This window comes from Achromobacter sp. 2789STDY5608621, assembly GCF_001299375.1.
GTDB lineage: Bacteria > Pseudomonadota > Gammaproteobacteria > Burkholderiales > Burkholderiaceae_B > Achromobacter > Achromobacter insuavis.
In genome coordinates this window covers 1-6,273 of record NZ_CYTU01000096.1, presented here as the reverse complement: position 1 = coordinate 6,273, position 6,273 = coordinate 1, and the positions used below count along the sequence as shown (strand labels likewise).

General features: G+C 68.4%; 3 protein-coding genes. All 3 read left to right on the top strand.

What is annotated here, in order from left to right; all coding sequences use genetic code 11:
• Window positions 1–132: 132 nt before the first annotated feature.
• A complete protein-coding gene (locus AOZ53_RS32930; protein WP_082385873.1) occupies window positions 133–1,323 on the top strand; it encodes an efflux RND transporter periplasmic adaptor subunit in 1,191 nt (396 codons plus the stop codon).
• A 36-nt stretch (window positions 1,324–1,359) separates the two neighbouring features.
• The gene (locus AOZ53_RS32925) at window positions 1,360–4,575 is read left to right on the top strand and encodes an efflux RND transporter permease subunit (protein WP_054429190.1); all 3,216 of its coding nucleotides are present in this window, start codon (window positions 1,360–1,362) and stop codon (window positions 4,573–4,575) included.
• 68 nt (window positions 4,576–4,643) lie between these two features.
• Window positions 4,644–6,131 carry an efflux transporter outer membrane subunit gene (locus tag AOZ53_RS32920; RefSeq protein ID WP_054429191.1) on the top strand — a complete coding sequence of 496 codons (1,488 nt, stop codon included), beginning with the start codon at window positions 4,644–4,646 and terminating at the stop codon, window positions 6,129–6,131.
• The last annotated feature ends 142 nt before the right edge of the window (window positions 6,132–6,273 follow it).

Genomic DNA, 6,273 nt, shown 5'->3' with positions numbered 1-6,273 from the left:
TGTTGCACTGCAATATGACATCGGTGTTTCAGGACTGCCAGCCCCGCCGCGATGCCCGCCCCCGCCGCCCCCCGCCCCCCTCGCGGTCCCCGGCAAGCGCGCTTCACCCCGACACCACCCTCAAGGAACATCATGGTTTCGCGTAATCGTATTGCTGTGCTCGTCGTTTTCGCGGCCGTCATCGCGGCCGGCGGTAGCTACGCCCTGTTTCGCGCCCCCGCGGGCGCCAATGCGGCCCAGGCGCAAGGCGCGCCCGCCGCGCCCCCTGTCGAAGTGGCGGAAGTGGTCAACAAGACCATCGTCGACTGGCAGCGTTATTCCGGCCGCCTGGAAGCCATCGACCGCGTGGACATCCGTCCGCTGGTCTCCGGCACCCTGACCGCCGTCCACTTCCAGGACGGCAGCATCGTCAAGAAGGGCGACGTGCTGTTCACCATCGACCCGCGCCCCTACGCGGCCGAAGTGGACCGCGCCGCCGCCGCCCTGACCGCCGCCAAGGCCCGCGCCTCGTACACGGCCACCGAATTGGCCCGCGGCCAGCGCCTGCTGACCGACAACGCCATCGCCCGCCGCGATTTCGAGGAAAAGCAGAACGCCGCGCGTGAAGCCGCGGCCAACCTGCAGGGCGCGCAGGCCGCGCTCGACTACGCCAAGCTCAACCTGGGCTACACCCGCATCGAAGCGCCGGTCGCCGGCCGCGTGTCGCGCGCGGAAGTCACGGTCGGCAACGTGGTCGCCGCCGGCGCCACCTCGGTGCCGCTGACCACGCTGGTGTCGGTCTCGAAGATGTACGCCTCGTTCGACGTCGACGAGCAGACCTTCCTGAAGTACGTGAACCCGGCTCGCAACGGCAAGGCCGGCTCGGTGCCGGTCGAGCTGGGCCTGGCCAACGAGGACGGCTACTCGCGCACCGGCTTCGTGCAATCGGTGGACAACCGCCTGGACGCCACGTCCGGCACCATCCGCGTGCGCGCCGAGTTCGACAACGCCGACGGCACCTTGCTGCCCGGCCTGTACGCCCGCATCCGCCTGGGCGGCAGCGAGCCGCGCAGCGCCGTGCTGATCGATGAAAAGGCCATCGGCACCGACCAGGACAAGCGCTACGTGCTGGTGCTGGACGACAAGAATCACGCCAACTACCGCCAGGTCAAGCTGGGCGCCAACCAGGAAGGCCTGCGGGTCGTGGACTCCGGCCTGGCCGCCGGCGAACGCATCGTGGTCAACGGCTTGCAGCGCGTGCGCCCCGGCGACGCCGTGAGCCCGACCGTGGTGCCCATGGTCACGGCGCAACGCAACCCGGTCAAGACCGCGGCCGCCAACTAAGCCGCCGGTGACCCGCAAAGCAGAACGAGAACGTTCATGAATATCTCGAAATTCTTCATTGACCGGCCGATCTTCGCCGGGGTGCTGTCCGTGCTGGTGCTGCTGGGAGGCCTGCTGGCCATGTTCCAGCTGCCCATCTCGGAATACCCGGAAGTGGTGCCGCCCTCGGTGGTGGTGCGCGCGCAGTATCCGGGCGCCAACCCCAAGGTCATCGCCGAAACCGTCGCCTCGCCGCTGGAGGAATCCATCAACGGCGTGGAAAACATGCTGTACATGCAGTCGCAGGCCAACAGCGACGGCAACCTGACGCTGACGGTCAACTTCAAGCTGGGCGTGGACCCGGACAAGGCGCAGCAGCTGGTGCAGAACCGCGTGTCGCAGGCGCTGCCGCGCCTGCCGCCGGACGTGCAGCGGCTGGGCGTCACGACCACCAAGAGCTCGCCCACCCTGACGCTGGTGGTGCACCTGATCTCGCCCAACGACCGCTACGACATCACCTACCTGCGCAACTACGCGATCCTGAACATCAAGGACCGCCTGGCGCGCATTACCGGCGTCGGTGAAGTGACGGTGTGGGGCGCGGGCAACTATTCGATGCGCGTGTGGCTCGACCCGCAGAAGGTCGCGCAGCGCGGCATGACGGCCAGCGAAGTGGTCGCGGCCATCCGCGAACAGAACGTGCAGGTCGCCGCCGGCGTGATCGGCGCGTCCCCGACCCAGGGCGACGTGCCGCTGCAGCTGAACGTGAATGCGCGCGGCCGCCTGCAGACCGAAGAGGAATTCCGCGACATCATCCTGAAGACCTCGCCCGACGGCGCCGTGACGCACCTGTCGGACGTGGCCCGCGTGGAACTGGATGCCCAGGAATACGGCCTGCGTTCGCTGCTGGACAACAAGCAGGCGGTGGGCATGGGCATCATGCAATCGCCGGGCGCCAACGCGCTGGACGTGTCGTCGCAAGTGCGCGCCGCCATGGTCGAGCTGGCCCAGGACTTCCCGCCGGGCGTGGAATACCGCATCGAATACGACCCGACCCAGTTCGTGCGTTCCAGTATCGAGGCCGTGGTGCACACGCTGCTGGAAGCCATCGCGCTGGTGGTGCTGGTGGTGATCCTGTTCCTGCAGACCTGGCGCGCGTCCATCATCCCGCTGCTGGCGGTGCCGGTGTCGATCGTCGGCACCTTCGGCCTGCTGCTGATGTTCGGCTATTCCATCAACGCGCTGTCGTTGTTCGGGATGGTGCTGGCCATCGGGATCGTGGTCGACGACGCGATCGTGGTGGTGGAAAACGTCGAACGCAACATCGCCGCGGGCCTGAGTCCGCGCGACGCGACCTATCGCGCCATGCGCGAGGTGAGCGGCCCCATCATCGCCATCGCCCTGACGCTGTGCGCGGTGTTCGTGCCGCTGGCGTTCATGACGGGCCTGACCGGCCAGTTCTACAAACAGTTCGCCATGACCATCGCCATCTCGACGGTGATCTCGGCCTTCAACTCGCTGACGCTGTCGCCGGCCCTGTCGGCCCTGCTGCTCAAGAGCCACCACGACAAGCCGGACTGGCTGACCCGGGGCATGAACCGCGTGTTCGGCCGCTTCTTCAACTGGTTCAACAACATGTTCGGCCGCGCCTCGGAGAACTACGGCGTGGGCGTGTCCGGCGTGATCCGCCGCAAGGCCGGCGCCATGGGCGTCTACGCGGTGCTGGTGGCCGCCACCATCGGCGTGTCGTACCTGGTGCCCGGCGGCTTCGTGCCGGCGCAGGACAAGCAGTACCTGATCGGCTTCACCCAGCTGCCCAACGGCGCCTCGCTCGACCGCACGGAAGACGTGATCCGCCAGATGAGCGCCATCGCCCTGAAGGAACCCGGCGTGCAGAGCGCCATCGCCTTCCCGGGCCTGTCGATCAACGGCTTCACCAACAGCTCCAGCGCCGGCATCGTGTTCGTGACCCTCAAGCCGTTCGACGAACGCAAGGGCGCGGCGCTGTCGGGCAACGCCATCGCGGCCTCGCTGAACCAGAAGTTCGGCGCCATCCAGCAGGCGTTCATCGCCGTGTTCCCGCCCCCGCCGGTGCTCGGCCTGGGCACGCTGGGCGGCTTCAAGCTGCAACTGGAAGACCGCGCGGCGCTGGGCTATGCCGAGCTGGACAAGGCCAAGCAGGCGTTCCTGGCCAAGGCGCGCCAGACGCCCGAACTGGGCCCGGCGTTCTCGAGCTACGAGATCAACGTGCCGCAGCTGGACGTCGACCTGGACCGGGTCAAGGCCAAGCAACTGGGCGTGCCGGTGACGGAAGTGTTCGACACCATGCAGATCTACCTGGGTTCGATGTACGTCAACGACTTCAACCGGTTCGGTCGCGTGTTCCAGGTGCGGGCCCAGGCGGATGCGCCGTTCCGCGCCCACTCCGACGACATCCTGCAACTGAAGACCCGCAATGCCGCGGGTGACATGGTGCCGCTGTCGTCGCTGGTGACGGTCAAGCAGACCTTCGGTCCGGAAATGGTGGTGCGCTACAACGGCTACACCGCCGCCGACATCAACGGCGGCCCGGCCCCGGGCTACTCGACCAACCAGGCGCAGGCCGCGGCCGAGCGCGTGGCGGCGGAAACCCTGCCGCGCGGCGTGAAGTTCGAATGGACCGACCTGACGTACCAGCAGATCCTGGCGGGCAACGCCGGCCTGTGGGTGTTCCCGATCAGCGTGCTGCTGGTGTTCCTGGTGCTGGCCGCGCTGTACGAAAGCCTGACCCTGCCGCTGGCCGTGATCCTGATCGTGCCGATGAGCATCCTGGCGGCGCTGACCGGCGTCTACCTGACGGGCAACGACAACAACATCTTCACCCAGATCGGCTTGATGGTGCTGGTGGGGCTGTCGGCGAAGAACGCGATCCTGATCGTGGAATTCGCCCGCGAGCTGGAGATGAACGGCCGTTCGCCGCTGGAAGCCGCGATCGAGGCCAGCCGCCTGCGCCTGCGCCCGATCCTGATGACGTCGATCGCCTTCATCATGGGTGTGGTGCCGCTGGTGCTGTCGTCCGGCGCCGGTTCGGAAATGCGCCACGCCATGGGTGTCGCGGTGTTCTTCGGCATGCTCGGCGTGACGCTGTTCGGCCTGTTCCTGACGCCGGTGTTCTACGTCCTGCTGCGCTCGCTGGGCGGCAAGACGCTGCACTCGGCCGCGCCGCATGAAGCGCCGGTGTGCGTGCCGCACATCGATCCGAACGCGCCGCCCGCCACGCAGCACAACGCCTGATCCGGCCTGGAAAAAATAGCCAGCGCGTCCCGTCCCGAACGGCGGGGCGCGCGCCCAAGAGAATCGTCATGAAGACCAAAAGACTGATCCGCGGTTCCGCACTGCTTGCCGTCCTGCTCGTGCTGGCCGGCTGCGCGGTGGGTCCGACCTACGAACGGCCCGCGGCCGCCACGTCGGCGGCCTACAAGGAAGCCGCCCTGCCCGCCTCGGAAGCCGGCACCTGGAAGACCGCCCAGCCCTCGGAAGAGCAGTTGCGCGGCGAATGGTGGAAGGTGTTCGGCGACGAAGGCCTGAACCAGTTGCAGGAAGAGGCCCACAAGGCCAACCAGAACCTGCAGGCCGCGGCCGCCCGCCTGACACAGGCCCGCGCGCTGCAGCGCGAGGCCCGCGCCGGCTTCTTCCCCAGCCTGGACGCCGCCTTCGGCCCCAGCCGCCAGCGTCCCTCGGCGGTGTCTCAAGGCCTGCCCGACGGCACGCCGACCAGCCCGTCGACCACCTGGCGCGCCCAGGGCTCGGTGTCGTACGAGGCCGACCTGTTCGGCCGCGTCGCCTCCACGGCCGACGCCGCCACCGCCGATGCGCAACAGAGCGAGGCGCTGTACCGCTCGGTGCTGCTGGCGCTGCAGGCCGATGTCGCCACCACCTATTTCCTGGTGCGCGAGCAGGACGCCGAAGCCGCGCTGTACCGCCAGACGGTGCAACTGCGCACCGAGACGCTGCAGCTGATCCAGCGCCGCTATGACGCGGGCGACATCAGCGAGCTGGACCTGGCGCGCGCCAAGGCCGAGCTGGCTTCGGCGCAGTCCGAAGCGCTGGGCATCGACCGCCGCCGCGCCGCCGGCGAACACGCGCTGGCCGTGCTGCTGGGCCGCGCGCCGTCGGAGTTCGCGATGCCGCCCAAGCCGATCGAGAAGGTGGCCCTGTCGATCCCGGCCGGCCTGCCGTCGACGCTGCTGGAACGCCGCCCCGACATCGCCGCGGCCGAACGCGCCATGGCCGCCGCCAACGCCCGCGTGGGCGCCGCCAAGTCGGCGTTCTTCCCGCGCCTGGACATCACCGGCGCGTTTGGCTACGAGTCGTCGGAGCTGGGCAACCTGTTCCAATGGTCGAGCCGCACGTTCCTGCTGGGCCCGCTGGTGGGCGCCGCGCTGTCGATGCCGATCTTCGACGGCGGCCGCCGCCAGGCCGGCCTGGACCGCGCCCGCGCGGTCTACGAGGAAGACGTGGCGGTGTACCGCCAGACGGTGCTGAATGCGTTCCGCGAGGTCGAGGACAACCTGGCCAATCTGCGCATCCTGTCCGACCAGACGCGCGCGCAGGACGCGGCGGTGGAAGCCTCGGCCCGCGCCGCCAAGCTGTCGCACACGCAATACCGCGAAGGCTCGATCAGCTATCTTGACGTGATCGAGGCGGACCGCAGCGTGCTGTTGCAGCAACGGGTCGCCGTGCAGTTGAGCGGTGAGCAGGCGCGGTCGGCGGTGGATCTGATTCGGGCGATCGGGGGCGGGTGGGGGAATCCTGTGCCTGGTGCTGAGGCTGTGGCTGCGAATCGGTAATTGTCTATCTACTGCGGCGTTGTGTTGCTTGCGAGGTTGTAGTGCTTCGTAGGTCGCCCCTCGGGCAGGTGGCCCCCGGGGCGGGCGCCCACGATTGCGGCCCGGAGCCTTCGCTCCGGGCTGCCCCGTCGTCATCCTTGTA